This is a genomic window from Pseudomonas sp. yb_2 (genome assembly GCF_043103905.1).
In the GTDB taxonomy this organism is placed as follows: Bacteria; Pseudomonadota; Gammaproteobacteria; order Pseudomonadales; family Pseudomonadaceae; genus Aquipseudomonas; species Aquipseudomonas alloputida.
This window is the reverse complement of record NZ_JBICKH010000083.1, coordinates 1-25855: the sequence shown is the minus strand read 5'-3', so window position 1 is coordinate 25855 and position 25855 is coordinate 1. Positions and strand designations below refer to the sequence as shown.

Below are 25855 nucleotides of genomic sequence, written 5' to 3'. Positions count from 1 at the left end.
GGAATCTGCACCGCCTTCAAATACGGCGCTGCACCTGTGGGAGCGGGCTTGCCCGCGAAGAGGCCGGCACACGCCGACTAGATAACCAACCCCTGCGGCGTGCGCCCGGCAAACACATCCACCAGGCTGGCTACCACCATCTCGCCCATGCGCGTGCGTGTCTGTACCGTGGCACTGGCGCGATGCGGTTGCAGGACTACATCTTCGCGCTCGAACAACGCCTCGGGCGCTCGCGGTTCATCGGCAAACACATCCAGCGCCGCGCCACCGATCTCGCCAGCCTGCAGCGCGGCGATCAACGCAGGCTCATCTACCAGCTTGCCGCGTGCGATGTTGATCAGGTACCCCTCGCTGCCCAACGCCTGAAGCACGTCGCGATTGATCAGCGCCTCGCCCTTGTCAGCCGCCGCTGCGAGGATCAGCGCATCGCTGTCCTTGGCCAACTGCAGCAGATCTGCCTCGAACCCGTAGGGCACATCCAGTGCCTGTAGATCGGTGTAGCGGATCGGGCAACCGAAGGCTGCCGCCCGCTGTGCTACCGCCCGCCCGACCCGGCCCATGCCGACGATGCCCACGCGCATGCCCGACACCTGCCGGGCCAGTGGCAGCGGTGCCAGCGGCGTGGTGCTGGTGGCCCAACGGCCGGCGCGAACGAAGCGGTCACCGGTGCAGATCCCCCGGCACAAGCCGATCAGCAGGCCGATGGCAAGATCGGCGACGTCCTCGGTGAGCGCACCGATGGTCGCCGTCACCTGGATGCCGCGATCACGGGCATAGGCCAGGTCTACCGCGTCGGTGCCGACGCCATTGACGGCGATCACTTCGAGGTTGGGCAGGCGCGCCATCAGCGCCTGGCTGATGCCGGTGTGGCCGCCGGTGATCACACCGCGAATATTGCCAGCATGCTGGCTGACGTAGGCCTCCTTGTCGGCCTGTTCGTAGTAGCGGTGTACGGTGAACAGCTGTTCCAGGCGCTCACGGATCTGCGGGATCAGGATAGGGCTCAGTTGCAGGACTTCTGGTTTCATCGGTCACTCCATCATAAACAGGGATCAGCCACGGCCAACGAATGGCATGTTGCTGGCCATCACGGTCATGTTCAGTACGTTGGCGTCGAGCGGCAGCGCTGCTATGTAGCGCACCGCATCGGCCACATGCCGCACGTCGAGCATCGGCTCGGCGGCGATCTCGCCATTGGCCTGGCGCACCCCCCGGGTCATGCGCTCGGACAACTCGGTCAGGGCGTTGCCGATGTCCACCTGGCTGCACGCGATGTGGTAAGGCCGACCATCCAGCGCCAGCGCCTTGGTCAGGCCCAGCACCGCATGCTTGCTGGCGGTGTAAGGTGCGGTGAACGGGCGTGGGGTGTGCGCCGAGATCGAGCCGTTGTTGATGATCCGCCCGCCTTGCGGCTGCTGGCGACGCATAAGGCCGAAGGCGGCGCGGGCGCACAGGAATACACCATCGACGTTGGTGGCGATGACGTTGCGCCAGTTCTCCAACGGCAGCTCGTCGACGGGTACAGCGGGGGCGTTGATGCCGGCATTGTTGAACATCACATCGAGGCGGCCATGCACCTCCTCGATGGTGGCGAACAAGTGCGCGACGCTTTGCTCATCGCGCACGTCAGTGGGAACGGCCAAGGCCTCACCGCCCGCTGCTAGCGCTTGCTCGACGACGGCTTGTAGCGGTTCGGCGCGGCGCCCGGCGAGGACCAGGCTGAAGTTGTCCTCGAGCAGGGCGAGGGCGACGGCACGGCCGATGCCACTGCCAGCACCGGTGACCAGCGCGACTTTCTTGTTTTGGCTCATCGATAGGCTCCAACAGGTTCAGGCGGCGTTGGCGGCATGCCCGGCAGGGCGAGGGCCGACGTGCAGGTGCAGTTCGCCGATACCATCGATGCCGGCGTGAAGGGTGTCGCCCGGGTTCAGCGGTGCCACGCCGGGCGGGCTGCCGGTCATGATCAGGTCGCCCGGGCGCAGCGGCAGTTGGCGAGACAGCCTGCTGATCACTTCAGCCAATGCCCAGGTCTGCTGGCTGAGGTGTGCACGTTGGCGCTCCTGGCCATTGACCTGCAGCCATAGCGACGTATCCAGCGGCCAGTCGCATTCACTGGCAGGGACGATGGCGGTCATCGGTGCCGAAGCCTCGAATACCTTGGCGGCTTCCCACGGCAGGCCCTCGGCCTTGGCCTTGCGCTGATGATCGCGACGGGTCATGTCCAGACCGGCGGCAAAGCCGAACACGTGCTCCAGGGCATGCTCGCGGGCGATGTTGGCGCCGCCTTTGGCGATGGCCGCGACCAGCTCGATTTCATGGCAGAACTCGTCGGTCTGCGGCGGGAAGGGCAGTTCGCCCAGTGCCTCGACCACGTTGCTTGCCGGTTTCATGAAAAACACAGGCTCCTGCGGCGCCGCGCCGTAGGATTCCGGCCACGGGTAGTTGCGGCCGAGGCAGAACACCCGGCCGACCGGGAAGCGCGCATCGCTGCCGCGGATCGGCAGGCTGACGATGGCCGGCGGGTTGAACAGGTAGGTCATGGGTGGATCCTCCGTACTGGAGTGGTCAGCGTATCCAGCGGCTGGCCGACAAAGTTGGACGAAAGCGGGGTTGGGTTGGACTATCCAAGGCACCTGTACCGGCCCTTTCGCGGCTAAAGCCGCTCCTACAGGGATAGCGTCAAACCCAGGGGCAATACCGTCCCCCCGTAGGAGCGGCTTTAGCCGCGAAGAGGCCGGTACCGTCAATACACGCCTTGGCTCAGCCCGCAGCCTTCAGCTCGATGCGATACAGCTTCCCAAGCAGCAGCGAGTAAGACAGTGTGCCCATCAACGCCACCCCACCGATGAACCAGAACGCCATGGCGAACGAGCCACTGGCGTGCACGATCGCGCCGATCACGATCGGTGTGACGATGCCGCCGATGTTCGCCGCCAGGCTGGTAATGCCGCCGGTCAGGCCGATCAGCTCTTTTGGCGCCACTTCCGACACGGCAGCCCACGACGACGAGGCTATGCCCTGGGCAAAGAACGCCAGGGTCAGCACGGCGATGCACAGCACATTGGAGTCGGTGAAGTTCACCAGCACGATCGACATCCCCAGCATCGAGCCCACCACCAGCGGCAGCTTGCGGGCAAACGACAGCGAGTAGCCCTTGCGGATCAGCAGGTCGGAGACGATGCCCGCCAGGAGGATGCCGACCGTGGCACCAATGAACGGCATGACCGCGAAGATGCCGACCTTGATCAGCGTCAGCTGGCGTTCTTCGATCAGGTAAGTGGGGAACCAGGTAAGGAAGAAGTACAGTGCCGAGGTGCTGGCGAACTTGCCCAGGCAGATCGCCCAGACCTGGCGATAGCGGAACAGTTCGGCAACCTGGCGCCAGTCGAAGCGCGTACGTTCCTGGCTGCTCTTCACCAGGCCACCGCCGTTCTCGATGTAGGCCAGTTCTTCCTTGCTTACCTTCTTGCAGTTCAGCGGGTCGCGGTACAGCACCAGCCACACGACGCCGAACAGGATGCCGACCAGACCGGTGCTGTAGAACACGTGGCGCCAGTCATAGGTGGTCGCCAGCCACAGCAGCGCACCGGTGAACAGCGCGGTGCCCAGGTACTGGCCACATACGTAGATGCTGCTGGCCATGCCGCGCTCGCGAGCGGGGAACCATACCGTAACCGCACGGCTGTTGGCCGGGAAGGCCGGGGCCTCCATGGCGCCGACCGCCAGGCGCAGGCCGAACAGTGAGGCGAAGCCGCTGGCCAGGCCCTGGGCCACGGTGACCGCCGACCAGCTGATCAGCGACACGCCATAGGTCAGGCGTGAGCCGAAGCGGTCGGCAATGAAGCCAGCCGGTACCAGGGCCAACGCGTAGGTCCAGGCGAATGCGGAGAAAATCAGGCCCATCTCGACCTTGTCCAGGCCCAGGTCTTTGGCCATGAACGGCGCTGCGATGGAAATGTTCACCCGGTCGACGTAGTTGATGATGGTCGCCACCAGCAGCAGCGACAGCATGAACCAGCGGCGGCGGGTAGGCAGGCGCTGGGCGGGGGCCGCGTCCAGCGTGTACGACGACGCGGCGCGGGGGGTAGGCGTGCTCGACATGAGTCGACCTCGTTTGTTGTTGTTGGTAGAGGTTGGGCTGCAGTCCCTTTTCTAAGGTGGTCGTACAACGCGGTGAATGCAACGGGGTATTTAGACCGTTTTTTTCATTGGAGGCGGGGCAGTGCTGTGCTGTCCAAGAAATTTCTCAGCCAGGGTTTCGCCCGAAATATTGGCTGAATAGCGCATTCTCAGAGGGCTGCGTGGATTTTCGGTTGCGCAGGTTTTTGCATAAGGGGTTAAATTGCAGAGTTTGGACATCGTACAACTTAAAGCGCCCGTATCCCGGAGATTGCCCATGCCCCCCAAGCGCGAGGTTCCGACCTATGTCATGCAGCAGCGCAGCGAGCTGATGGATTTCTACATCCGCGACCAGCGCGGGCGTCCCGCCGAGACCGCGCCGCATCGTCATGAGTACTTCCAGATCCAGGTCAATCTTGGCGGCGACACGGTGCAACACATCGGCAGCGTGCAACGCCCATTCAGACGCAACACCCTGGCCTTCATCCTGCCGCACCGGGTGCATGTAATACCGCATCCGGCGGACAGCGACTTCGTGGTGATCAATTTCTCCCAGACGTTCCTGCTGCCGCACCTGGCCTGCGACCCGATGGACCTGGAGGAAGTGTCGATCCTGCAGGCGCCGGAGCTGTCGCCGTTCCGCTTTCAGGAGCATCTCGACTTCCACCTGAGTGACCCGGACTTTGCCGAGGTACGACAAACCCTCGAGCGCATGCGTGCGCTGGATGCCAACCGCCGTTTCGGCACCCGCGAAATCCTCAAAGGCCTGTTGCTGCAACTGATCGGCCAGGTCTGCGGCCTGTACGCCGAGCCGCTGCGCGAACTGGCCGACAGCAACGCGGCCCAGCTCAGCCGCCGTGCCGCGCTGGGCCGCATGAGCGACTACCTGCGCCGACATATCGACGACCCCGACCTGAACCTGCAGAAAGTCGCCGCCGCCACCTACCTGTCGCCGACCTACCTGACCCACTGGCTGCGCAAGGAAATCGGCAAGACCTTCAGCGAGCTGGTGCTGGAGCGGCGCATGCACGCCGCACGCAACTACCTGCTCAACGGCAGCCGCCCAGTGGGCGAGGTGGCGCGGCTTTGTGGCTTTGCGGACGAGGCCTACTTCTCCCGACGTTTCCGCCAGATTCACGGCCTGCCACCTGGCCAGTTCCGCCGCCAGCAACGCGACCCGGATACGCCGCAGGCGGCAATGCTTTAAGCCTGCCCGCTTCTGCCGTGGGGTGGGTACTACTGGTCCGGTTTCAGAGAGAGGGCGAGCAGGCAGGGAAGTCGGTAGCCCTGCTGTACGTCTTCCCCGCTCACCACCATGCGCTGGTTCTCGGTATCGACTACTATCGAATTCTCGGCGGTATAGAAACCATCCTCCGGCGAAAATGCGCCAAACTGACCGTAGCCGTGAGGGGATACGAAGCGAGTGTCGAGTTGGCCGTCTGATTGGTAGCGCACTGCCAGGTTGAAGTAAAAGAAACCACCGTACCCGATTAGCCCCCCCTCGGTTTCTTCAATATGGGACCACCCGCCGTCGATGCCGAAACGCACTACCTGCCCCTGGTTGAACTCGCGGGCAGGCTCGCCAGCATAGTCCAGCCGGTAGAGGGTCGGTTGGCTGCGATCGTCGTCGATCGAGTAGTGCTGGCCGTACAACGTGATGCGTTGGCTGCTGTCTTCTACCGTGAAGCCGCTATTGATGATCCCTTCGTCTGACCAGTGGTGGCCCACCTCGCCGAATTTGTCATCGAGACGCCCCGTCAGCGAGAGACCACTGGTTACTGAATACCAGCTCGAATCACATTTTATGTAAGTGCAGATCACGATGCGCTGCACCCCGGCGGTTGGGGAGATGACGGCAATGCCTTCAAGGCTGTGCAGTGAGCCTTCGGGAATCAGATTGCTCAACGCGAGCAGCCCATTTTCCCCGAATTGGGGGTCCCTTCTACCATTGCTGTCCAGGGCGACAACCACCGCTTTGAAATCCCCTGCTTCGTATCGAGCCGCGGTCGCCACCAACCCTTCCTGGTGGCAGGCCACTTTGTCCAGCACAAGATCTGCACCGAACAAGGCACGGGTGTCGATATAGCCCTTTCCTTGACCAAAGCCCAGATCGGGTTCGCCTTTTGCAATCAGCTTCCACAAATGAGTGGTACTTTCCCCAAAAAGCTCCACGGTCACCAGCAGATTGCCTGCCATGTCCTCCACTACTCCGGTGGCGTTGCGGTAGCGATCCGTGGTCAGCGTGTTGAAATTGACCATGCCGCTACCATTGAACGTGGTGTCAAGCTTTCCATGTGCGTCCAGGCAGGCAATGAAAACACTGTGTAGCCCATCGGGATCGGTTTGATGCCCAGTCACATAGAACCGGGCCGGCCGCACTTTGCTCCTCAGCACGCTGGTCGTCGACCCCATGTTGCCGCGGCCGCTTTGGGTGAAGTGGCCATGGCCTTTGTGGCCATAACTGAGATCGATGGGGGCCACGGGTAGCTGCTGAAGAGCCTTGGGGGTGAAGTGGTCATGGCCTTTGTGGCCATAACTGAGATCGATGGGAGCCACGGGTAGCTGCTGAAGAGCCTGGGGAGAGGGCGGCACTGGTTGGGTAGAAGGGAAGTGCTTCTTGGTTCGAATCATGGCGTTGAGCTCCATTCACAATAAAACCGCTGAACGCCTATTGAGCGATGCTTGGCCAGGATCGGCTACTGGCAGAAGTGACAGGTGCGTCAACGGCCTGGACATGCATGCATAGGTGTGAGCATGGGGCGGCAGACCTGGATACGCCGCAGGTAGCGATGCGGTAAGCTTGCTGCCATGAACCTCGACACCCGCATCAAATACCGCCACTTGCTGTGCTTCCTGGAGATTGCCCGGCAGGGCAGCCTGGCCAGGGCGGCCGATATCCTGTCGATCAGCCAGCCGGCGATTTCCAAGACCCTCAAGGAGCTTGAGGACCTGCTCGAGGCGCGCCTGTTCGAGCGTAGCCGCCAGGGTGTCGAGCTGACCCCGGCCGGCACCCGCTTCATGCGTTACGCCGGGCCCAGCGTGCAGGCGCTGCGCGATGGCGTCAGCAGCCTGCGCGGTGAAGCGCGGGCGCCGTCGCAGGTGCGCATTGGCGTGCTGTCCACGGTCGAAGGCCTGCTCATGCCCGAGGTGCTTTGCCGCCTGCATCAGCGCCATGAAGCGCTGGTGATCAGCGTGGTCACCGGGGTCAGCGCGCAGTTGCTTGGCCAACTTCACCTGGGGGAGCTGGAACTGGTGGTTGGGCGCATGACCGACAGCCCACAGATCCAGGGCCTGTCGTTCGAGCACCTGTACAGCGAGTCGATGAGCCTGGTGGTGCGCCCGGGTCACCCGCTGCTGGCCAGCACGCCCGTGGAGCGAGGACAGGTGGGGCGTTACCCGCTTGTGCTGCCGCCGGCCGGCACCACCATCCGTCAGCATGCCGACAGCCTGTTTGTGCAATGCGGCATCCAGATGCCGGCCCAGCGCCTGGAAACCCTGTCGCTGGCCCTGAGCCGGCGCTACCTGCTGGGCAGCGATGGCCTGTGGGTGGCGCCGCGTGATGCCGTGCTGCTCGACCTGCGCCGTGGCGAACTGGTCGAGCTTGACCTGGGTGTGCGTGAGCCGGGAGGGTCGGTGGGGATTTGCCGCAATGCCGCCTTGCCGTTGAGTTTGCCGGGGCAGTGGGTGGGTGAGGTGCTGCGGGAGGTGGCAGGGGAATATCGAGAGGGTCGGTATCCCTGAGGTTCCGGGGGGCTGCCTGGCCTGATGTTTCCCTCCTCAGAACCCGCAGAAATAAAAGGCCACAAAAAATCGGCAAACCATGCACAAAGGGTCAATACTGGCCAATGGCTGTAAAGCTTCGATGAAGAAGCTTTTAATGACTGAACTTCCTTACGAAAACCCGCTCCTATGCCGGTAGCCATTGGTCATGGCCGCCTGATAAGCTCGCGGCTTTACCCTGATTGCCCTCATGGCGCATGAACAAGGAAATAGCATGAAACAGCATCGTTTGGCGGCTGCGGTTGCCCTGGTAGGCCTGGTACTGGCTGGCTGCGATCAACAAGCCAGCAGCCCCGAGCTGAAGACTCCGGCGCAGAAAGCCTCCTACGGTATCGGCCTGAACATGGGCAAGAGCCTGGCTCAGGAAGGCATGGAAGACCTTGATTCGAAAGCAGTCGCCCTCGGCATCGAAGACGCCGTTAGCAAGAAAGAACAACGCATCAAGGACGAAGAGCTGGTAGAGGCCTTCACCGCATTGCAGAAACGCGCCGAGGAGCGCCTGGCCAAGGCCAGCGAAGAAGCCGCCTCCGCCGGCAAGAAATTCCTCGAAGAAAACGCCAAGAAGCCAGGCGTGGTTACCACTGCCTCGGGCCTGCAGTACGAAGTGGTCAAGAAGGCCGACGGCCCGCAGCCCAAACCGACTGACGTGGTCACTGTCCACTACGAAGGCAAGCTGATCGATGGCAAGGTCTTCGACAGCTCCGTCGAGCGTGGCAGCCCGATCGACCTGCCGGTCAGCGGTGTGATCCCAGGTTGGGTCGAAGGTTTGCAGCTGATGCACGTCGGCGAGAAGTACAAGTTGTTCATCCCGGCTGAACTGGCCTATGGCGCACAAAGCCCAAGCCCGCTGATCCCGGCCAACTCGGTACTGGTGTTCGATCTGGAACTGATCGCCATCAAGGACCCGGCCCAGTTGCAAGGTGCCGAGCCGCAGGCCGAAGCCCCTGAAGAAGCACCTGCCAAGTAACATTGGCTGGTTGTCGGAAACGCCCCACATTGTTGGGGCGTTTTCGTTTGTGCCGATTGGACGAACCTGCAACAGCTGATACTGTCCGAGGAAATGCAGCGTGAAGAAGTAGGATGTTTCTGACGCAAATCGTTTGCGCCGCAGGTAGTCATGGCGTGAAACGACTGTGTAAAAAACGCCCGATCTGACCGGGCCCCTTGCCTGGCAGGCACCTGGGGGCGGAAACGTCGCCCTGTTCACAAGGTTATCCACAATAAATGTGGATAACCTTTTCCTCTCGGAGGCTCCATGAGCGCACCCTGGAATTTTGCCCGTTTCCTGCCATTGGCCGAGCGCCTGCTCAGCCGCGGTCGTTTGCCGGCCTTGTTGTTCGCGGTGGCGCGCAAAGGCCCGCGCCTCGGCCAACTGCGTGAAGATGTGAAGCTGCTGCAGTCGTTGTGCCTGGCCTGGTGGAGGGGTGAGTACCGTGCCATCAGCCCCAAGGCACTGGTCACTGTCGTGGCGGGCCTGCTGTATTTCGTCAGCCCGATCGATGCCATCCCGGACTGGTTGCTGGGGGTGGGTTTCCTCGATGACATCGCGGTGCTCGGCTGGGTGCTGAAAACCGTGGCCGACGAGTTGGCGCGCTTCAAGGCCTGGCGCGATAGCCAGGCACCCGAACGGCTGCGCGTGGTCGAGCGCCTGCCGGCTACCCCGGAAGCGCTGCGGCTGGAGCGCAACAAGTAATGAAACCGGCCTGAATCTCACCTCAACTGCACAGACCTCGGAGTTGGTAATATAATTGGCATAAGGGTTATGCCTACGGATTACATGCTGTAATCCTTTTTAAAGGGGTTTGTAATGGGTATTCAGGTCATCAGCCGGGACGGTCAACCCGAGTACGCCGTCGTTCCCTGGGAGCAATACCAGGCGTTGCTCAGCGCTGCAGGGCAGGCACCAGCCGAGGCGGTTTCCAGTGAGGCGCAGGGCGTTGCTGCCAGTGCCCCTCTGCCAGCCTTCAGCGAAGTCGCCCAGATTCGCCAGGCCAAGGGCATTGCCCCGGAGCAGCTGGCGCGCAATGTCGGGGTGAGCCCGGCGTATCTGGCCATGATCGAATCGGGTGAACGCCAGCCAGATGCTGCCATCCGCCGCGCCCTGGCCTGGCATCTGGGGGTGGCTGGCTGGAGCGAGCCATCATGAGCCAGGTCAGGATCAGCCGTCAGCACTGGGATAACCTGCTGGGCGAGCTTGACCTGGCCCGTCGTCAACGTCACTTGCTGACATACCGAGCGCTGATCGAGCGCTTGCAGCTACCCAGCCCGGCCATGCAGACGCTGACTGCCGCGCTGGAATACCTGGCGGTGCTGGATGCCCGTGCCGAGCAGCCATTGCGCAGTTCGCTGGTGATCAGCCAAGGCGCCAGCCGTTTGCCGCGTACTGGCTTCTTTGAGTGCGTCGAGCGCCTGGGGCGGTTTACCGGGCCGGTCGATGGCATGGAGGCCGCCTCGTGGCATGCCTCTGAGGTGGTTCGGGTGTTCGAGTACAGCTATCCCGAAACGGCCTGAAGCGTTGCCCATTCCAGCCTATTCGTTATAGGTGGTGACCCTGAGCGAAAGGGCAGGGCCTGCTGGCCAATTTCCACCCGTCGTTCTCCGTTGCCGCCGCCACCGTATTCGCGGGTAAACCCGCTCCTACGCCTGATTGGTGATTGGGCACAGGCCCCCGTAGGAGCGGGTTCACCCGCGAATAGGCCGGCACAGGCAGCGCATCCCTGTGAATCAACCCGCACCCCCTGCCATCGGCATCCACCACTTCCAATGCCTCCAGGTGCTGGTATCGGCCAAACAGCTCCAGCAGCTGCCCGATCGTGGCATTCAAGTGCACTGTCGGTTGTTCAGCCAGTGGCACCTGCGTCAACGCTGGTAAAAGCCCGCTGTCGCGCACCCCCATCTCCTGTGGCCGCCCTAGCAAATAGCCCTGCACCAGGTCCACGCCCATCTCCACCAGCACCGCCAGCTCTTCCGCCAGCTCGATGCCCTCGGCAATCACCTGTGCCTTCGATGCGCGGGCGATCTGCAAGATAGAGCCAACAAACTCGCGCTTGAGCGGGTCACGGTGGATGCCGTCAATGAAGTGCCGGTCGATCTTCACGTACTCGGGGCGCAGCTCCGACCACAGGCGCAGGCTGGAATAGCCCGCGCCCAGGTCGTCGATGGCAATCGAGAAGCCCATGTCGCGATAGTGGTGCAGGGCATTGGACAGCAGCTGGAAGTCGTCGGTGGGCGTGTGCTCGGTCAACTCGATCACCACCCGGCTGGGCGGCAGGCCAACCTGTTCGAGCAGTTTCAGGGTCAGGCCGGAGGGGTAGTGCGGCTCCAGCAGCGATTCAGGTGAGATGTTGAGAAACAGTTTGCCCTGCAGTTGCTGCTCGCTGAAGCGTCGGCAGGCGCTTTCTCGGCAAGCGGTTTCCAGCTCGGTCAGGCGGCCGGCCTGGCGGGCGATGGTAAACAGGTTGAGCGGCGCATGCAGCGGGCTATTGGATGGGCCACGGCTCAGCGCTTCATGGCCGAACACCCTATGTTCACTCAGGCACATGATTGGCTGGAACAGACTGTGAATACTGCGCTGAGCCAAGATGGCACTCAAGGGACTGAGCTGTTCGGCAACGGTCATGATGGATTCCTGAAATATGAGGGCCGGGCATCTGCATGCCCGGCCCTCATATTTCACGACAGCGCGATGACTGTTTGATGACAGATCACATTATTCTGCCATCATTGCTGAGGTGCCTTACTTTTTGGCCACCTTGGTGCTGGCACTGAGGTAGTCGATCAGGATGCGACCGGTTTCCGCGAGGTAAGCATCGTCTTCCGGCTTGGTATTTTCATCCTCGACCGGCAGAGCGTCTTCGTCCTCTTTCTTCAGCTCTTTCAGCGGTTCTTCACCCTTGGCCTTGCGGCGGGTGTTTTCCAGCGCCAGTTGCTTGCTCTCGATGCTGTCGTGGCGTGCGCGGCGTTCCTGCTCGTTGAGGCTGACGGTTTTCTCGTTCATCAGCTTCTGGGTCAGGGCCAGGCGGTCGCGGATGTAGGTGAACTCGGCATCCTTGTCGCTGCGCGCCTCATGTTGCGCCTTGAGCTGGGCCAGGAACGGCCTGAACGGATCGGCCGCAGGCTTGACCACCGGGCGGATGGTGTCCCACGGCATGGCCTCTGGCAGGGCGCTCTCGCCGATTTCCTTGGTGTCGATGATCGATGGGTAGTCGATGTCCGGCAGCACCCCCTGATGCTGGGTACTCTGCCCGGAAACCCGGTAAAACTTGGCCAGGGTCAGCTTCAGCTCGCCATGGTTGAGCGGCTGGATGGTCTGCACGGTGCCTTTGCCGAAGGTCTGGCCACCGATGATCAGCGCGCGGTGGTAGTCCTGCATGGCACCGGCGAAGATCTCCGATGCCGAGGCCGACAGGCGGTTTACCAGCAGTGCCAGCGGGCCCTTGTAGAAGGCCCCCGGGTTTTCGTCTTCCAGCACGTCGACGCGGCCATCGCTGTTGCGCACCAGCACGGTCGGGCCTTTCTCGATGAACAGGCTGGTCAGCTCGGTGGCTTCCTGCAGCGAGCCGCCGCCGTTGTTGCGCAGGTCGATGACCACGCCGTCGACTTTCTCTTTCTGCAGCTCGGTGAGCAGCTTCTTCACGTCACGCGTGGTGCTCTTGTACTCCGGGTCGCCAGCGCGGTAGGCCTTGAAGTCCAGGTAGAAGGCCGGGATCTCGATGATGCCCAGCTTGTAGTCACGCCCGTCCTGCTTGAGCTTGAGCACCGACTTCTTCGCCGCCTGTTCTTCAAGCTTCACCGCTTCACGGGTGATCGACACAATCTTGCTGGTCTGGTCGCTAGGCGCATTGCTGGCCGGGATGATTTCCAGGCGCACCACCGAGCCTTTCGGGCCACGGATCAGCTTGACCACTTCATCCAGGCGCCAGCCCACCACGTCGACCATTTCCTTGTTGCCCTGGGCCACGCCGATGATCTTGTCAGCCGGGGCCACCTGCTTGGTCTTGGCTGCCGGGCCTGCTGGCACCAGGCGCACGATCTTGACCTGGTCGTTGTCGCTTTGCAGCACTGCACCAATGCCTTCGAGCGACAGGCTCATGTTGATGTCGAAGTTTTCGGCGTTGTCCGGCGACAGGTAGTTGGTGTGTGGGTCGTAGGACTGGGCGAAGGTGTTGATGTAGGCCTGGAAGATGTCCTCGGCACGGGTCTGGTCCAGGCGCGTGAGCTGGTTCTTGTAGCGCTTGATCAGGGTTTCCTGGATCTGCTTGGGTTCCTTGCCGGCGATCTTCTGGCGCAGCACTTCGTCTTTGACGCGTTTGCGCCACAAGTCGTCGAGCTCGGCCTGGTTCTTCATCCACGGCGCGTCCTTGCGGTCGATCAGCAAGGTTTCCTTGGTGGTGAAGTCAATCTTGTCCACACCCTTGTTCAGCTCGGCCAGGGCGAAGTCCAGGCGTTGCTTGACGCGGTCGAGGTAGCGCTTGTAGATGGTGAAGCCCGGGTCCAGGTTGCCGCTCTTGAGGAAATCGTCGAATTGCGTTTTCCATTTATCGAATTCGGCAATGTCGGCAGCGGTGAAGTAGCTGCGCGCCGGGTCCAGCAGCTTGATGTAGCTGTCGTAGATAATGACCGAACGGGCATCGTCCAGGGGCGGCTTGCTGTAGTGGTGGCGCTTGAGCAATTCCACCACGTTGAGGCTGGCGACGATCTCGTCGCGGTCGGGCTGCAGGCTGTCCCACTTGTTGGCGGCCGCCGCATTGCCGCCGAGCGTGAGGCTGCCCAGGCCGATCATCACAGCCAGTGCGGTGCTTGGAAGGAAATGCTTCATGCTGATTCGACGTGGAGGCAATTGATCACGCATAGTAGGCCGTCTTTTCCGTTGCCGGTTCCATGGAGCCGGGCAAATACTGCAAAAGGCCTGAGGTAAGCGACCTCAGGCCCAGTCATGATTCAACTATGGAGGCACTGTGAAGGCATTGCAAGGCGTTGACGGACATGTGGAGTGGGTCGAGGCCGAACGCCCGACCTGTGACGCGGGCCAAGTGCGCATTCGCGTGGCCGCTGCGGGGCTGAACCGCGCCGACCTGCTGCAGATGAAAGGTTTGTACCCGCCACCACCAGGTGCCAGCCCATACATGGGGCTGGAGTGTTCCGGGGTGGTTGAAGAGGTGGGGGCTGGTGCCGCCTGGCGCGTGGGTGACCGCGTTTGCGCCCTGCTGGCCAGCGGCGCCATGGCCGAGGAAGTGGTGGTCGATGCCCGTCACGTATTGCCGGTACCCGAAGGCCTTGGCCTGCATGAGGCGGCAGCGTTGCCGGAGGTGTATGCCACCGCCTGGCTGAACATCTTCCAGCTCGGTGCAGTGAAGGCTGGCGAGAAGGTGCTGGTGCACGCCGGCGCCAGTGGCGTTGGCTCGGCCGCCATCCAGCTGTGCAAGGCGTTCGGCAGCCCGGTATGGGTCAGCGTCGGTTCGCAGGACCGCCTGGCCTACTGCCAGGCGCTGGGCGCTGCGGGTGGTGTGGTACGTAACGAGAACCTGGACGCGCTGGAAGGTTTTGGCCCGTTCGATGTGATTCTCGACCCGGTGGGCGCCAGCTACGGTGAGCTGAACCTCAAGCTGCTGGCCCGTGACGGGCGCTGGGTGATCATCGGCCTGATGGGCGGACGCAAGTTCGAGCTGGACCTGGCCCAAGTGCTGGGCAAGCGTCTGGAAATTACCGGTTCCACCCTGCGCAACCGTGATGACGGCTTCAAGGCCGAGCTGTTGCGCGAACTGCAGCAGCAAGTATGGCCGCTGTTCGCCGAGGGGCGGTTGTCGCCGCAGCTGGTCGACACCTATCCGGTGGAGTTTGCCCAGGCGGCGTATGCCGAGCTGGAGACCAACCAGGTGTCGGGCAAGCTGGTGATGGTGATCGACCCTAGCCTGGTGTAAGCGGGGCTGGCCCCTTCGCGGGTTTACCCGCGAAGGGGCCGGCACAGCCCATAAAAACCTTCAGCTCCAGTTCAGAGTCGGCCACCCATTGATCTCGGCATGCTCGCGCAACACTGCGTCCGGGTTCACCACATGCGGGTGATCCACTCTCAACAACAACGGCAAGTCATTCCTCGAATCGGAATAGAAACTCGCGCCCTCCAGGTTTTCCTGCTCCTGATCCAGCCATTCCAGCAACCGCGTGATCTTGCCCTCACGATAGGTCAGCACCCCGTGGGTCTTGCCGGTGTACACCCCGTTCACTGCCTCCAGCTCGATGGCCAGGTACTCATCCACGCCCAGTCTCGCGGCAATCGGCCCGACCAGGTGCGTCCCCGAAGCGGAAATGATCAGGATGCGATCCCCACGCTTGCGGTGCTCGGCAATGCAGCGGCAGGCGTCACCGTAAATGATCGGTTCGATCACTTCTTCGACCCACGGTGCCACCAGGTGCTCGACTTCTTCCAGGGTACGCCCGGCAATCGGCTCCAGGCTGAAGGCCATGTAGTCCTCCATCTGCAGGTGGCCCCTGCCATAGGCTTCCATCAGTTCATGGTCGCGGCGCAGGAAATCCTTGCCGTCGACCCAGCCCAGCCGGGCCATCTGCTCGCTCCACAGTGATGCGCAGTCGCCGTGGATCAGGGTTTCGTCCAGATCGAAAATTGCCAGTGCCATTGTGTTGAGTCTCCTTAAGCCACTTCCCGCAGCGCAGTGGGGTCGATCGACACGCTTACCCGTTTTCCGTCCGCGTGCAAGTCGGCCGGCGAGCGGTTGAGCACATCGACCACCAGCTCCACTTCGCGCACCCGTACCCGGTAGCGGATCACGTTGCCCAGCAGGCTGTGGCTGCGCACCTCGGCGTCCAGCTCGCCGTGCTCGCCAAGGGTGATCGACTCCGGGCGGATCGCCAGGCGGCTGGCCACCGGGCGCTGCAGCAGGCGGCTGGCGCTGTCGGCGTCGAGCAGGTTGTAGTTGCCGATGAAACCGGCGGCAAACAGGTCCACGGGGGCGGTGTAGAGGGTTTCGGCATCGCCGCTCTGGACGATGCGCCCCTGGTTCATCAGGAAGATGCGGTCGGACATGGTCAGCGCTTCCTCCTGATCGTGAGTGACGAAGATGGTGGTCAGCCCCAGTTCGCGCTGGATGGCACGAATCTGCTCGCGCAGGTGCTTGCGGATACGCGCATCCAGCGCCGACAACGGTTCGTCGAGCAGCAGCAGGCGCGGGCGGGTGACCAGTGAGCGTGCCAGGGCCACGCGCTGGCACTGGCCGCCGGAAAGCTGGTGCGGGTAGCGCCCGGCGAACTTGCCCAGCTCCACCAGCTCCAGTACCTCGCGTACCCGCAGCTGGCTTTCGTCGGCCTTGACCTTCTGCATGCGCAGGCCGAAGGCGACATTCTGCTCCACGGTCATGTTAGGGAACAGCGCGTAGCTCTGGAACACCATGCCGATGCCACGCTTTTGCGGGCTTAGCGGCACGATGTCGTGGCCGTCGAGCAGTATCTGCCCGCTGTCCACCGAGGTCAGCCCGGCAATGCAGCGCAGCAGGGTGGACTTGCCGCAGCCGGACGGGCCGAGCAGGGTGACGAATTCGCCGCGTTCGATGTGGCAGTCGATGCGCTCGAACACCGGGCTGCCGGCGTAGCTTTTCTGCAGTTTCTGTACGCTGACGAAGCTCATGTCAGGTCTTGTCCTTGTTCAGGCGGTTGGCGACCCAGGTCAGTACCAGCACGAAGGCGAAGTAGGAGATGACCAGCGCGCTGTTGAAGTGGCCGCTGCTGTTGCGCATGTTGTTCAGGTACACCTGCAGGGTCTCGTAGCGGGTGCCGACCAGCAGGTTGGCAAACACGAATTCGCCGAACAGGAACGAGAACGACAGCAGCACTGCCACCATCAGGCCCTGGCGCAGGTTCGGCAGCACCACCAGCAGTGCGGCCTGCCAGGTGCTGGCGCCGAGCAGCTGCGCGGCGTCCATCAGGTCGCGCAGGTTGATGGCCTGCAGGTTGTTGGTGATGGCCCTGTACATGAACGGCAGGGCGATGGTGAAGTAGCAGCCGATCAGGATCCACGGTGTGCCGACCATGGCCATCGGCCCGCTGCCATACAGCTGCAGCAGCCCCACCGACGACACCACCGGCGGGACCGCGAATGGCAGCAGGATGAGGATGTTCATCAGCGCGTCGAGCCGCGGGAAGTGGTAATGCACCACGAACAGCAGTGGCAAGATCAGCACCACCGACAGCAGCAGCGCGCCTACGCACACCAGCAACGACTGGCCGAAGGCCGCGAGGAAGCGTGGCTCGCTCCACAGCGCCGCATACCACTTCAGGGTCAGGCCACTGGGCAGCAGGCTCGCCGACCAGCTGGTGGCCAGCGAGTAGAGGAGGGTGCCGGCCAGGGGCAGCAGCAGGATCAGGAACAGCAGGTAGACCACGAGGCGGTGGTACCAGCCGCCGGAACGGATGTCAGCGCGCATGGTAGCTCCTTTTCAGCAGCCATTGATGCACCACCGTGACCAGCGTCATCAGCCCCACCAGCACCATCGCCAGGGCGCTGGCCAGGTTCGGATCGAGGCTGATGTCGCCCGCCACCAGGCCGGCGATGCGGATCGGCAGTACGTTGAAGTTGCCGGTGGTCAGTGCGTACACGGTGGCGTAGGCGCCCAGGGCGTTGGCCAGCAGGATGACGAAGGTGCCCAGCAGTGCCGGGGCCAGCACCGGCAGGCCGATGTGTCGCCAGAACTGCCAGTGGTTGGCGCCCAGCAGTGCGGCTGACTCGCGCCAGTCTTCGCGCAGAGCGTCGAAGGCGGGGTACAGCAGCAAGACGCCCAGCGGGATCTGGAAGTAGGTGTACACCAGGATCAAGCCGCTTTTGGAATAGATACTGAAGTCCTCCAGCAGGCCGACCTGCTTCAGCAGCAGCGTCAGCGCGCCGTTGAAGCCAAGCAGGATGATGAAGGCAAAGGCCAGCGGTACGCCGGCAAAGTTGCTGGTCATGTTGGCGAAGGCGCTGACGAAGTCGCGCAGCTTCGAGTCCACCTGGCGCAGTGAATAGGCGCCGAGGGTAGCGATGACGATGCCGAACACGCTCGACCAGAAGCTGATTTCCAGGCTGCGTTGCAACGCCTGCCGGTAGAACTTGGAGGCGAACACCTTGCTGAAGTTGTCGATGCCCCAGCCGGCCTCCGATTGCAGGCTGTTGATCGCCACCCAGGCCAGCGGGGCGACCTGGAAAATGACGAAGAACACGGCGAACGGCAGCAGGCAGAGCAGGGCCAGGTAGCGGCCACGTATGCCGCCATTCACTTCAGCAGCTCCCGGCAAACCGTCTTGTCGTGCGCGGCACCCAGCAGCTCGCAGATGGTACCGCACAGTTCGGTTTGCAGCGGTTTGGCGGCCGGGTCCAGGCTGAAAGCGTCGCCGAAGACGAACAGCGGCACTTCACGTTCTTCCGCCAGCAGGCCGTTGTGCGAGCGGTCGTTGTTCATGCCGTGGTCGGCGGTGACCAATACCTGGTAGCCCTCTTCGAGCCAGCCGGGCAGGTAGTCGGCCAGCAGGATGTCGACGCTGCGCGCAGCGTTGCGATACTGGCTGCTGTCCAGGCCGTGGCGGTGACCCACGTCGTCAACGCTCATCGGGTGCACCAGCAGAAAGTTGGGGGCGTGACGGCGGCGCAGGTACTCGCCATCGGCCAGAAGGTGCGAATCGGGGTAACGGTCGTCCCAGTAGAACAGCCCGTGCTGGATCGGCAGCTTCGGCGCGTGGGTGTGGCGGTCACGCTGCGGGTCGAAGGGCGAGCGGTTGTACAGCTCGCTCATCCAGTGATAAGCCGCCGCTGCGGTGCCCAGGTTGGCCTCGCGGGCGTAGTGAAACACGCTGCGTTGGTTGGACAGGCGGTTGATGTTGTTGTGCACGATGCCGCTGTCGATCGGTGGCACGCCGGTGAGGATGCATTCGTACAGCGGCCGCGACAGCGATGGCAGCTCGCATTCCACGCGGTACAGCGCGGCGCGATCTGCTTCGACGTAGGCGTGCAGGTGGCCCATCGCATGGTGGGCGACCTGGTAGTTGAGGCCGTCAAGCAGGACCAGGATGACGTTGTGTTGCATGTTTTCTCCAGTCATGAGCCGCGTTGGCACCTTCGCGGGTAAACCCGCTCCTACAGGTATCGTGTATCCCTGTGTAGGAGCGGGTTTACCCGCGAAAGGGCCGGATCAGGTGCTACAAAGCCCTGCCCCTTACTCCATCTCGATGATCACCTGCTCCTGCCACATCTGCGGCAGTTTCTTCGAGGTGGCTTCCCAGGCTTCGGCATTCTTGATCGGCTGGGCGGCAGCGTACTGGTCGTTGGGCAGCAGCTTGGCCTGCACATCCGCCGGCAGCTTCAGGTGCTCGGCCCGGATCGGCCGCGCATGGCCCTTGGCCAGGTTGATCTGCCCGGCGTCGCTGAAGATGTATTCACGGGTCAGCTTGGCCGCGTTGGGGTGCTTGGCGTACTTGTTGATGACCGTGGTATAGCCGGAAATCACCGAGCCGTCCGAGGGGATCAGCACTTCAAAACGCTTGGGGTCGATCTGTTCACGGTAGCTCAGGCCGTTGAAGTCCCACACCACGCCAACTTCCACTTCGCCTTTTTCCAGGGTCTGGATGGTTGGGTTGGCCAGTGACAGGCGCTTCTGCTGCGCCAGCTTGGTGAACAGCTGCAGGCCCGGCGCCACGTTGCTTTCGTCACCCTTGTAGGCGATGGCCGCAGCCAGCACACCGTTGGCGGCCTGGGCGGCGGTGCCGACGTCACCGATGGCGACCTTGTACTTGCCTTTTTCCAGGTCATGCCAGGTTTTCGGCCGTTCCTCTTCCTTGACCAGGTCCTTGTTGATGATGAAAGCGATGGTGCCGGTATAGGCCAGCGCCCAGTGGCCGTCCTTGTCCTTGGCCCATTCCGGCACCTGGTCCCAGGTGCTTGGCTTGTAAGGCTGGCTGACGCCCTTGGTCACCGCGATCGGGCCGAAGGCGGCACCCACGTCACCGATGTCGGCGCTGGCGTTGTCCTTCTCGGCTTCGAACTTGGCCAGTTCCTGGGCCGAGCTCATGTCGGTGTCGCTGTGCTTGAGGCCGTACTTGCTGGCCAGGTCTTCCCAGGTGCCTTTCCAGTTTGCCCAGGCGTCGGGCATGCCCACGCTGTTGACAGTGCCTTCCTTGCGGGCGGCGTCTTCCAGGGCCTTGAGGTCAGTGCTGGCTGCCATGGCCGTGGTGCACAACGCGATGGCCGAACCAAGCAGTGACGCCATGAAGAACTTTTTCATCCGAAGCTCCTTTGGGTGGGTGCCTTTGCGATCGTTGTTCTGGGTAAAGCCGTTGCAAGCCTTTGACTGGCACCTTTGGTCTAGGTCAGCAAACCTTGAGCCAAGGTAGGCCGCTTGCGTGACAGTTTGATGTAGGGAGGGGGCCGGCAAGGGCCCTGAAGCTACAGCGTAGACCAGGTAATCGCCCCGGTTCTGCTGGCTTGGCGCGTTTCTGGCAGTGCCTGGCCCAAGCTTTGTCACAGGATGTTCATCAGCCCTGCATAGGCTTGCACTATTCTCAACCTGCCCTGTGATGGGGCTGGACTAGTCCAGATAGGTAACCTTTCGATGCAGTCGACGCCCCCGCGTGCGGTAACAGCCATCTGCCATGCCCTGCAGGAGCAGATCGAGCATGGCCTGCTGGCGCCGGGCGGCAAGCTGCCGGCCGAGCGGCGGCTCAGCGAGGTGTTCGACACCACGCGCATTACCCTGCGTGAGGCGTTGGTGCAGCTGGAGGCCCAAGGCTTGATCTACCGAGAAGAGCGCCGAGGCTGGTTCGTTGCGCCGCAGCGCTTGACCTACGACCTGATCGAGCGCAGCCACTTCCATGCCATGGTGCGCGATCAGGGGCGGGTGGCCAGTACCGAACTGCTGTCGGCGAGGCTGCAGCCGGCGTCGGCGGCCATCTGTGCACGTTTGCAGCTGCCGGCGTTGTCCAGTGTGGTGCGCGTCTGCCGGTTACGGCGGATTGACGGGCGGGCGGTGCTGTATGCCGAGCATTACCTCAACCCCCGGTACTTTCCAGGCATTCTCGAACACGACCTGGCGCAGTCACTGACCGAGATTTATGGGCGGGTGTATGGCATCGAGTACGGGCAGGTGTGCTTCGAGATCCTGCCGACAGCGTTGCCGGTGGAGGCGGCAAGCGCCTTGAAAGTGTCGGCGGGCAGCCCGGGGTTGCACATTACCCGGGTCAACAGCGACCAGCATGGGCACTTGATCGACTGTGACCTCGAGTATTGGCGGCATGATGCGATCCGCATTCGTGCCCAGGCTGGATGATGTGTTGCTTTCTTCGCGGGTAAACCCGCTCCTACGAGCCGGCCTCGGTCATTCCACCCCCACCGGCTGTCACCACCTGCACCGACAACCGCGGCGTCGCCAGGTCCAGCCCGGCTTCATCCAGCTGCCGCTTCAAGGCCAGGTTGAACGCCCGCGACACCTCCCACTGCTTGATCGGCGCGGTCTTGAACCGCGCCCGCAAGATCGCCGACCCTGACTCGAAGCTCTCCACCCCCTGCAGCTCGAGCGGCGACCAGATATTACGGCGCATCAGCGGGTCGTTGCGCAGCTTCTGCCCCACTTCGCGAACCAGCGAGATCGCCTGGTCGATGTTCATGCTGTGCGGGATTGCCACGCGGAAGATCGCGTAGCCGAACTCCCGCGAGTAGTTCTTGATGCTCTTGATTTCGCTGAACGGGATGGTATGCACGATGCCGTCGATGTCGCGCAGGCGCACGGTACGAATGGTCAACCCTTCCACCGTGCCGAGGTGGCCGCCGACATCCACATAGTCGTCGATGGCCAGCGAATCTTCGATGATGATGAACAGGCCGGTGATCAGGTCGGCCACCAGCGACTGCGCGCCAAAACCGATGGCCAGGCCGATCACACCGGCACCGGCCAGCAGCGGGGTGACGTTCATGCCCATGTTGGCCAGGGCGACGATGACCGCGATGATGAAGATGACCACGAACATCACGTTGCGAATCAACGGCATCATGGTTTGCGCACGGGCGTTGGCCAGCCCCCGGCGCGAGCGCACCAGGGCATGGTGTACGGCGGTGTCGGCAAGGATCCACACCAGCCAGGCCACGATCAGCGTGCCGGCCAGGCCCAGCAGGCGCAGGCTGATGTCATGGCCGTCGCCCTCGGCGAAGCTGATCATCGACACGCCCCACACGCGCAGGCCCAACTCGATGAACACCAGCCAGATGAACAGGTGCACCAGCAGGTAGCCGAAGTTGCGCAGGCGTTCGGTGTACACCGCCTGGCGCTTGCTGGCCCGCTTGGGGTTGGCGGCATGGCGGCGCACCAGGCCGTTGAGCACCATGCACACCACCACCAGCACGGTGCACATCAGCGACTGGCGCAGGGCGGTGCTGGTGTCGCCGGCGGAGACGAAGGTGGCGAACAGCGAAATGGCCACCAGAATCAGCGCCGGAATGAACCAGAAGCTGCCGAGGATCTCGATGGTATCACTGAGGGTACGTCGGGTCAGGCGTCGCGACAGTGGCTGATTGCGGATCAGGTGGGCGATCGGCCGGCGGAAGCGCAGGATGAACAGCCCGGTGCACAGTGCCGCAATCACATTGGCCAAGGTAGCCAGGGTGTGGGCCAGGTGGGTACCGAGAGCAACCAGCATGCGTGGATCGCTCATCGCCTCGCCAAACGCGGCGAAGCTGCCAATCAGCCACAACGGGCGAAACGCCTGGCGCCGCAGGATGTGTAGGGCGCGGTGGCGGTGTGGGCCGTCCAGCAAGGAAAAGGCGATGACGCAAATGGCCGAAAAGCAGGTACCGACCACCAGTGCGTAGGCCAGCACCATGGCCAGGGATTTGCCCAGTGATGGCGGCAGCACGAAACTCAGGTACACCGTGAACACCAGCGCTACCAGCCAGGGGCCGAGCTTGCGCAAGGCAAAGCGCACCAGGTCCCAGGTCCGCGGGTGCTGTGGCAGTTCCTCGCTCAGGCCAAAGCGCAGGCGGACCCGATGGCCGACCCAGTTGAAGGCATAGGCCAGCACGCTCCACACGGCAATCACTGCAGCAAAACCGAACAGGATCGCCGGCCACTGGTGCACGGGCACCACCAGTTCCGCCAGTTCGGCCTGGGCCTGTTCGATTTCCGCGGCCCAGCAGTGGAATGGGCTGGCATCGCCGCTGAACTGTTTTTCAAAGTCATGCAGGGCACCGCCGATCAGGCCGAGTACGCCCTGTTCAACGCTGGGTTGCGATTGCCGGGTGGCGTCGCGCAGTTTTTTCAGGTCGGCCAGCAGCTTGGCCCGTTGCTGGTCGTTTTCGAGGTTCTTGATCACCTCGTCCAGCGACTTGCCCAGCGGCTCGGTGGCCTCTGGTTGCGCGGGCGCACTGCCGCCCAGCAGGCCAGGCAAGCCCGCCGCTTGTACCGGGGCAATGAAAAGCAAGAGCAACAGGAACAGGTAACGCAGGAGGGCAGGCACTGGCAAATCTACCTCAGGTCAAACGATTGACCGAGTGTAGAGGTTTATGTCGGCAGTTTCTCGAGGATCTTCCAGCAGGTGAGGCCGAAAATACCCAAGGTGCCGACCCACATCATCAGTACACCGATGTTGCGTTCGCGCATGCTGAAGCCGATGGTCAGCAGCATCAGGAACAGGAACACCGGGACGAACAGTGACAGGAACGGGGACATGGACAGCAATCCTTTTGCAGTGGGGCCATGTAACAAGCATAGCGCTTGACCAACGAGGCGTGATTGACCTTGAGCACGTTTAAGCAGGCGCGGCCTGTTCGAGGCGTCGAACCGCCGCGAACAGGCCGCGCCTGCTTACATCAAGGCAGCTCGCGGCTACGGTAGAACGCGGTCAGTACCTTCACCAGGTGCGCCAGGTCATGGCTGCCACACAGCTCGCGAATGGAGTGCATGGCAAAGGTCGGCAAACCGATATCCACCGTGCGCACACCCAGGTGGCTGGCGGTGATCGGCCCGATGGTCGAGCCACAGCCCATGTCGCTGCGCACCACAAAGCTCTGCACCGGTACTTCCTCGGCCATGCACAAGTGGCGGAAGAACCCGGCCGTCTCGCTGTTGGTGGCGTAACGCTGGTTGTTGTTCACTTTGATCACGGGCCCGGCGTTGAGCTTCGGCCCGTGGTTGCCGTCATGCTTGTCGGCGTAGTTGGGGTGCACGCCGTGGGCGTTGTCGGCCGACACCATCAGCGAGCGCTGAACGGTGCGCACATAGGTGTCGCCATCGGGCAGCAGGCGCTGCAGGGTCTGCTCCAGCATCGGGCCATCGGCACCGCAGGCCGAGCAACTGCCGACTTCTTCGTGGTCGTTGCACACCAGCACACAGGTTTCGTCGCTGTCGGCGGCCAGCAGGGCCTGCAAACCGGCGTAGCACGACAGCAGATTGTCCAGGCGGGCGCCAGCGATGAAGTCGCCATTCAGACCGATCAGCGCGGCGTCCTGCGTGTCATAGAAGCTCAGCTCGTAGTCCAGCACCACGTCGGCGATCAGCTCGTGCTCGCGGGCCAGTTGCTCGGTGAGCAGGGCGCGGAAGTCGATGCGTTCGTCACCGGCCACTTGGGCGAGGATGGGGGGCAGTTCGTTCTGCGGGTTGATCGCCCAGCCTTCGTTGGCGGTGCGGTTCAGGTGGATCGCCAGGTTGGGGATGATCGCGACTGGCAGCTTGAAGTCGATCAGCTGGCTTTCGACCTTGCCGTCACGGCGGTAGGTGACGCGGCCGGCCAGCGACAGATCGCGGTCGAACCAGGGGGCCAGCAACGCGCCGCCATACACTTCCACGCCCAATTGCAGGAAGCCCTGGCGCTGTAGCTCGGGCTGAGGCTTGACCCGCAAGCACGGGCTGTCAGTGTGGGCGCCGACCATGCGGATGCCATTGAGCAGCGGCGACTGCTTGCCCAGTTTGATGGCGATGATTGAAGAATCGTTGCGGGTGACGTAGTAGCGGCCGCCAGTCTCGGTGTCCCAACTGTCGCGCTCGTCCAGGCGCTTGTAGCCGGCCGCCTCAAGGCGCTGGACCAGGCTGGCGGTGGCATGGAAGGGCGTGGGGGAGGCCTTGAGAAATTCGATGAGGCCGGTATTCAGTGCGTCGCGCATAGCTCACTCCAGACAGCAGTGGCGCGAGTTTAACGCAGAATGTCGACAATTTGTGTCTGCATCTTCGCAGCTAACCCCCGCTACCACAGGTATTGCACAGCCCCTGAGCGCAGTGCGGCCCTTGTAGGAGCGGCTTTAGCCGCGAAGAGGCCGGTACAGGCCCTGCAAAATCAGAACGGCGCAGGGCACTCGAACTTCAACCGCTGCCCGGACACCGGGTGGGTAAAGCTCAGCATCGAGGCATGCAGGCACAGCCGCTCATGGGCCGCCAGGGCTTGCGGGTTGGCGTACAGCCGATCACCCAGCAGCGGGTGCCCGATCGACAGCATGTGCACGCGCAGCTGGTGCGAACGCCCGGTAATCGGCGTCAGCTCCACCCGACAGTGATCGCCGCAGCGTTCCACGATACGCCAGAAGGTCAGGGCGTGCTTGCCCTGCTCGTGGTCCACCACATGCCGTGGTTTGGTCGGTGGGTCGTAGCGCAGTGGCAGGTCGATGCTGCCGCTGTCCAGCGCCGGCTGGCCCCAGCACAGTGCGGTGTAGGCTTTTTCGGTTTCACGGTCGTGGAACTGGCGCGACAGCTCGCGGTGGCTGTCGGCATCGCGGGCCAGCAGGATGATGCCGGAGGTTTCCCAGTCCAGACGGTGCACGATCAGCGCATCGGGATAGCCGTTTTCCTGCAGACGGGTGATCAGGCAGTCCTTGTTGTCCTCGGCACGGCCAGGTACCGACAGCAGCAGGGTCGGTTTGTTGATCACCAGGATGGCGGCGTCTTCGAAGAGGATCTGGACATTCGACAGCGGCATTGCAGGTCTCACGAAAATAGCAGTAAAC

General features: G+C 62.8%; 25 protein-coding genes. 8 read left to right on the top strand and 17 right to left on the bottom strand.

Annotated features, from left to right (window positions below):
- Positions 1-77: 77 nt before the first annotated feature.
- The 4 genes from ACF8FB_RS23480 to ACF8FB_RS23465 form a co-directional block, all read right to left on the bottom strand.
- Positions 78-1028, bottom strand: a complete 951-nt coding sequence (locus tag ACF8FB_RS23480; RefSeq protein ID WP_010952758.1) for a 2-hydroxyacid dehydrogenase — start codon at positions 1026-1028, stop codon at positions 78-80.
- Between the two features lie 24 nt (positions 1029-1052).
- On the bottom strand, positions 1053-1811 hold the full coding sequence (locus tag ACF8FB_RS23475; protein WP_392510520.1) for an SDR family oxidoreductase: 759 nt from the start codon (positions 1809-1811) through the stop codon (positions 1053-1055).
- 18 nt (positions 1812-1829) lie between these two features.
- Positions 1830-2540, bottom strand: a complete 711-nt coding sequence (locus ACF8FB_RS23470) for a fumarylacetoacetate hydrolase family protein (RefSeq protein ID WP_392510519.1) — start codon at positions 2538-2540, stop codon at positions 1830-1832.
- Positions 2541-2760: 220 nt separating this feature from the next.
- Positions 2761-4101 carry an MFS transporter gene (locus tag ACF8FB_RS23465; RefSeq protein ID WP_392510518.1) on the bottom strand — a complete coding sequence of 447 codons (1341 nt, stop codon included), beginning with the start codon at positions 4099-4101 and terminating at the stop codon, positions 2761-2763.
- A gap of 295 nt (positions 4102-4396) precedes the next feature.
- Between ACF8FB_RS23465 and ACF8FB_RS23460 the strand changes: the two genes are divergently transcribed.
- A complete protein-coding gene (locus tag ACF8FB_RS23460) occupies positions 4397-5326 on the top strand; it encodes an AraC family transcriptional regulator (protein ID WP_010952762.1) in 930 nt (309 codons plus the stop codon).
- Positions 5327-5355: 29 nt separating this feature from the next.
- On the opposite strand, the gene ACF8FB_RS23455 is transcribed toward ACF8FB_RS23460, so the two are convergent.
- On the bottom strand, positions 5356-6750 hold the full coding sequence (locus ACF8FB_RS23455; protein WP_110771776.1) for a hypothetical protein: 1395 nt from the start codon (positions 6748-6750) through the stop codon (positions 5356-5358).
- 177 nt (positions 6751-6927) lie between these two features.
- On the opposite strand from ACF8FB_RS23455, the gene pcaQ reads away from it, so the two are divergent.
- The 5 genes from pcaQ (at position 6928) to ACF8FB_RS23430 (ending at position 10410) form a co-directional block, all read left to right on the top strand.
- On the top strand, positions 6928-7860 hold the full coding sequence (gene pcaQ, locus ACF8FB_RS23450; RefSeq protein WP_010952764.1) for a pca operon transcription factor PcaQ: 933 nt from the start codon (positions 6928-6930) through the stop codon (positions 7858-7860).
- A 253-nt stretch (positions 7861-8113) separates the two neighbouring features.
- Positions 8114-8866 carry an FKBP-type peptidyl-prolyl cis-trans isomerase gene (locus tag ACF8FB_RS23445; protein ID WP_010952765.1) on the top strand — a complete coding sequence of 251 codons (753 nt, stop codon included), beginning with the start codon at positions 8114-8116 and terminating at the stop codon, positions 8864-8866.
- 288 nt (positions 8867-9154) lie between these two features.
- The gene (locus tag ACF8FB_RS23440) at positions 9155-9592 is read left to right on the top strand and encodes a YkvA family protein (protein ID WP_010952766.1); all 438 of its coding nucleotides are present in this window, start codon (positions 9155-9157) and stop codon (positions 9590-9592) included.
- A gap of 114 nt (positions 9593-9706) precedes the next feature.
- On the top strand, positions 9707-10045 hold the full coding sequence (locus tag ACF8FB_RS23435; RefSeq protein WP_004577645.1) for a helix-turn-helix transcriptional regulator: 339 nt from the start codon (positions 9707-9709) through the stop codon (positions 10043-10045).
- The gene (locus ACF8FB_RS23430) at positions 10042-10410 is read left to right on the top strand and encodes a hypothetical protein (RefSeq protein ID WP_003252539.1); all 369 of its coding nucleotides are present in this window, start codon (positions 10042-10044) and stop codon (positions 10408-10410) included. Before ACF8FB_RS23435 ends, ACF8FB_RS23430 begins: the two co-directional genes overlap by 4 nt.
- Positions 10411-10435: 25 nt before the next feature.
- Here ACF8FB_RS23430 and ACF8FB_RS23425 read toward each other — a convergent pair whose 3' ends face one another.
- Both ACF8FB_RS23425 and ACF8FB_RS23420 read right to left on the bottom strand, forming a co-directional pair.
- The gene (locus ACF8FB_RS23425) at positions 10436-11518 is read right to left on the bottom strand and encodes an EAL domain-containing protein (protein WP_392512125.1); all 1083 of its coding nucleotides are present in this window, start codon (positions 11516-11518) and stop codon (positions 10436-10438) included.
- Positions 11519-11635: 117 nt separating this feature from the next.
- Positions 11636-13717 (bottom strand): carboxy terminal-processing peptidase, encoded by a 2082-nt coding sequence (locus ACF8FB_RS23420; protein ID WP_164721827.1) that lies wholly within the window; start codon positions 13715-13717, stop codon positions 11636-11638.
- Between the two features lie 139 nt (positions 13718-13856).
- Between ACF8FB_RS23420 and ACF8FB_RS23415 the strand changes: the two genes are divergently transcribed.
- Positions 13857-14819 (top strand): NAD(P)H-quinone oxidoreductase, encoded by a 963-nt coding sequence (locus tag ACF8FB_RS23415; protein ID WP_010952769.1) that lies wholly within the window; start codon positions 13857-13859, stop codon positions 14817-14819.
- Between the two features lie 60 nt (positions 14820-14879).
- Here ACF8FB_RS23415 and ACF8FB_RS23410 read toward each other — a convergent pair whose 3' ends face one another.
- From ACF8FB_RS23410 to ACF8FB_RS23385, 6 genes are all read right to left on the bottom strand, one after another.
- Complete coding sequence (locus tag ACF8FB_RS23410; RefSeq protein WP_392512123.1) at positions 14880-15533, bottom strand: HAD family hydrolase; 654 nt, start codon at positions 15531-15533, stop codon at positions 14880-14882.
- A 14-nt stretch (positions 15534-15547) separates the two neighbouring features.
- Positions 15548-16537 carry an ABC transporter ATP-binding protein gene (locus ACF8FB_RS23405; protein WP_010952771.1) on the bottom strand — a complete coding sequence of 330 codons (990 nt, stop codon included), beginning with the start codon at positions 16535-16537 and terminating at the stop codon, positions 15548-15550.
- A 1-nt stretch (position 16538) separates the two neighbouring features.
- The gene (locus tag ACF8FB_RS23400; RefSeq protein WP_003252553.1) at positions 16539-17333 is read right to left on the bottom strand and encodes an ABC transporter permease; all 795 of its coding nucleotides are present in this window, start codon (positions 17331-17333) and stop codon (positions 16539-16541) included.
- Positions 17323-18162, bottom strand: coding sequence for an ABC transporter permease subunit (locus ACF8FB_RS23395; RefSeq protein WP_010952772.1), 840 nt, complete (start codon positions 18160-18162; stop codon positions 17323-17325). Before ACF8FB_RS23395 ends, ACF8FB_RS23400 begins: the two co-directional genes overlap by 11 nt.
- Positions 18159-18965, bottom strand: coding sequence for an alkaline phosphatase family protein (locus tag ACF8FB_RS23390; protein ID WP_003252558.1), 807 nt, complete (start codon positions 18963-18965; stop codon positions 18159-18161). Before ACF8FB_RS23390 ends, ACF8FB_RS23395 begins: the two co-directional genes overlap by 4 nt.
- Before the next feature lie 129 nt (positions 18966-19094).
- The gene (locus tag ACF8FB_RS23385) at positions 19095-20159 is read right to left on the bottom strand and encodes an ABC transporter substrate-binding protein (protein ID WP_010952774.1); all 1065 of its coding nucleotides are present in this window, start codon (positions 20157-20159) and stop codon (positions 19095-19097) included.
- A gap of 327 nt (positions 20160-20486) precedes the next feature.
- Here ACF8FB_RS23385 and ACF8FB_RS23380 point away from each other — a divergent pair, with 327 nt between their 5' ends.
- Positions 20487-21200, top strand: coding sequence for a UTRA domain-containing protein (locus tag ACF8FB_RS23380; RefSeq protein WP_003252562.1), 714 nt, complete (start codon positions 20487-20489; stop codon positions 21198-21200).
- A gap of 31 nt (positions 21201-21231) precedes the next feature.
- On the opposite strand, the gene ACF8FB_RS23375 is transcribed toward ACF8FB_RS23380, so the two are convergent.
- The 4 genes from ACF8FB_RS23375 to ACF8FB_RS23360 all read right to left on the bottom strand — a co-directional run bounded on the left by ACF8FB_RS23375 (position 21232) and on the right by ACF8FB_RS23360 (position 25827).
- Positions 21232-23379 (bottom strand): mechanosensitive ion channel family protein, encoded by a 2148-nt coding sequence (locus tag ACF8FB_RS23375; protein WP_392512119.1) that lies wholly within the window; start codon positions 23377-23379, stop codon positions 21232-21234.
- A gap of 44 nt (positions 23380-23423) precedes the next feature.
- Complete coding sequence (locus ACF8FB_RS23370) at positions 23424-23591, bottom strand: hypothetical protein (RefSeq protein WP_003252566.1); 168 nt, start codon at positions 23589-23591, stop codon at positions 23424-23426.
- A gap of 140 nt (positions 23592-23731) precedes the next feature.
- A complete protein-coding gene (locus tag ACF8FB_RS23365; protein ID WP_010952777.1) occupies positions 23732-25021 on the bottom strand; it encodes a M18 family aminopeptidase in 1290 nt (429 codons plus the stop codon).
- Positions 25022-25191: 170 nt separating this feature from the next.
- Positions 25192-25827, bottom strand: a complete 636-nt coding sequence (locus tag ACF8FB_RS23360) for an RluA family pseudouridine synthase (protein ID WP_019436776.1) — start codon at positions 25825-25827, stop codon at positions 25192-25194.
- Between the last annotated feature and the right edge of the window lie 28 nt (positions 25828-25855).